General features: G+C 57.5%; 3 protein-coding genes. All 3 read left to right on the top strand.

What is annotated here, in order from left to right; translation table 11 throughout:
- Positions 1 to 959, top strand: a 959-nt coding sequence (locus tag AB4Z27_RS28790) for a hypothetical protein (protein WP_441645957.1), incomplete at its 5' end; no start/stop codon positions are given.
- Positions 956 to 1,894 carry a DUF6708 domain-containing protein gene (locus tag AB4Z27_RS28785; protein WP_441645956.1) on the top strand — a complete coding sequence of 313 codons (939 nt, stop codon included), beginning with the start codon at positions 956 to 958 and terminating at the stop codon, positions 1,892 to 1,894. The genes AB4Z27_RS28790 and AB4Z27_RS28785, both read left to right, overlap by 4 nt.
- A 64-nt stretch (positions 1,895 to 1,958) precedes the next feature.
- The coding region (locus AB4Z27_RS28780) for a hypothetical protein (protein WP_441645955.1) at positions 1,959 to 2,242 on the top strand (284 nt) is incomplete at its 3' end.

The following is a 2,242-nucleotide window of genomic DNA, read 5'->3' as shown; positions in this document are numbered from 1 at the left end:
GCGCCAAGCCGCTGAGCAACGGCCAGATCCGGCAGCTGACGGCATACGCCGAACGGCAGGTGGTGGGAAGCTTCGCCAGCGGCAATATCGGGGCATTCAACACGGCCATTGCGTCCAAGGCTGTGAAAGCGAAGATTGCCGTGTTTATCACTGACGACATGGAAAAGACGCTAGCGAACATCAAGGACCCAACCAAGAAAATCGCCTGGCTGGTCGAACATGTGAAAACCCCAARGAGCCTGCACGAATACGGCGTACTGAGAATCAGCCGCTCGATCCCGATTTTCGGCGCGGTATCGATGGGAATCCTGGCCGCCATCGACGCCGTGTGGAAATTCGCGGGCTGGGAGCAGATGCTGCAAGCCGAAGCGAAGGCGTTGTCGTTCCAGAAGACCTGGACGCAGGACGTGCGGGTGAATCTGGGGTACGGGTTGTATGTGGGGGCGCTGGCTGCGGGCGCGGCGGCGGTGGTGCAGGTGTATGGGACGTGGAGTAATTTGTATGCGACGGGGATGGTGAAGCGGGTGACGGGTAAAGCGTTAGCGGCACGTGCAGGGATTGCGCTGCGGGTGGCGGGTGGACTGATGGCGGTGGTGTCTGGGGTGGCGGCGGCGATGGACCTTGTGGACGGCTTTCAAAGCTTGGGTCGCGGGCAATGGATGCTCGCGGCACTGAAACTCCTGTCAGGGGCCGTTGGAATTACTGCAGCCGTCGCCGCATTCTGGACCCTCTTCCCGCCAGCTGCCAGCGCGACAGTGATAGGGGGCCTCAGTTTAACTGTATGGGGCTTGGTGTTAGCTGTTGCGCTGGTTGCATTGAGCATAGCGATCAACCACCTTAGGGGTGACAACTTCGCGCAGTGGTTAGAGCGCTGCTATTGGGGCAAGCTCACGTCAGGTCGCTACACCGATCCGGCCACAGAACAGTCCGATTTCACTCGCGCAATGGCAGGAGCATGATGTTTACGACGAGCAAAAAACAACGCCCGCTGAATAATATGGATCATGAATGGCACTTGGCGGTCCATAAGCGAGAGGCTGACCCACATGCATCGGCCCGTGCGATTCGGATGAATTCGACCTACCTGGAACTAGTCGACGGGCTATACCCGAATCGCGGAGGGATGAGCGCCGCCGGACTTCTCGGCGTCGGTGTGAGCGTATTCGTCTTAGTTGTACTGATCCGTACTGTAATCGTTCGTTACCTGGATCCAAGCTGGGACAGGCAGGACGAATCTGAAATGCTGTGGGCTATATTTATTTGCGTGGTCGCCTTTTCACTTCTCATCGCCGGCATAGTTGCCTTCAACCTCAAGATCGGCGAGTGGTTTCACTACACACATTATCCAATGCGTTTCAACCGGCAGAACCGTATGGTCTACGTTTTTCGCGGCGACGACACAGTTCTTGCGGCGGCATGGGACGACGCGTACTTCACCTTGCGGGTGAACAGCCGAATATTTGGAGTACGCATATTGGGCATCTGTGGCCTTGTGCTGAAGGACAAACAGACCGTCGACGAGATGTTCGTAATCGGCTATGCCTCGCCTAGCCGAGAGCACTGTCTCCGTCATTGGGAGTTCATTCGCCGCTACATGGAAGAAGGCCCGCAGTCTGTGATTGACGCGCCGGGTTTCGAGTTTTGCTTGCCGATTGCAGACAAGCGGGAAACCCTCTATCAGGGCTGGATAGCATTGGTGTCCATGGACGCTTCGAACCCTATCCTCCGGTGGTTCATGTCCCCATTCCACGTGTTCTTCTTCCTTGGCCGTCTCATCCACCGCGCCACCAGCAAAGTGCCACTCTGGCCTGCCGATGTCGAAGCGGCCTGCCGGATCGCACCGGGCGATCCGTACGTGCGGGATTCGAGCACGAATCCGATCGGGTATCGATAGGGATGTATGCAGGCCTCACGGGGCGCGCCAGGCTCGACAGCCGACCACGTATGCCGAACGGCAGGTGGCAGGAAGCTTCGCCACCGGCAATATCGGGGCATTCAATACAGCCATTGCGTCCAAGGATGTAAAAGCGAAGATTGCCGTGTTTATCACTGACGACATGGATAAGGCGCTCGCGAACATCAAGGACCCAACCAAGAGAATCGCCTGGCTGGTCGAACATGTGAAAACCCCAAAGAGCCTGCACGAATACGGCGTACTGAAGATCGGCAGCTCGATCCCGATTTACGGCGCGGTATCGCAGGGAATCCTGACAGCTATCGACGCAGTGTGGAAGTGTGGAAG

It is taken from the genome of Cupriavidus sp. KB_39, assembly GCF_052114485.1.
GTDB lineage: Bacteria > Pseudomonadota > Gammaproteobacteria > Burkholderiales > Burkholderiaceae > Cupriavidus.
The sequence above is the reverse complement of the archived record's forward strand: the minus strand, read 5'-3'. Positions and strand labels throughout refer to the sequence as shown.

Coding starts and splice junctions, on each gene's coding strand:
- AB4Z27_RS28785 (WP_441645956.1), top strand. CDS start 956: ATGATGTTTACGACGAGCAAAAAACAACGCCCGCTGAATAATATGGAT.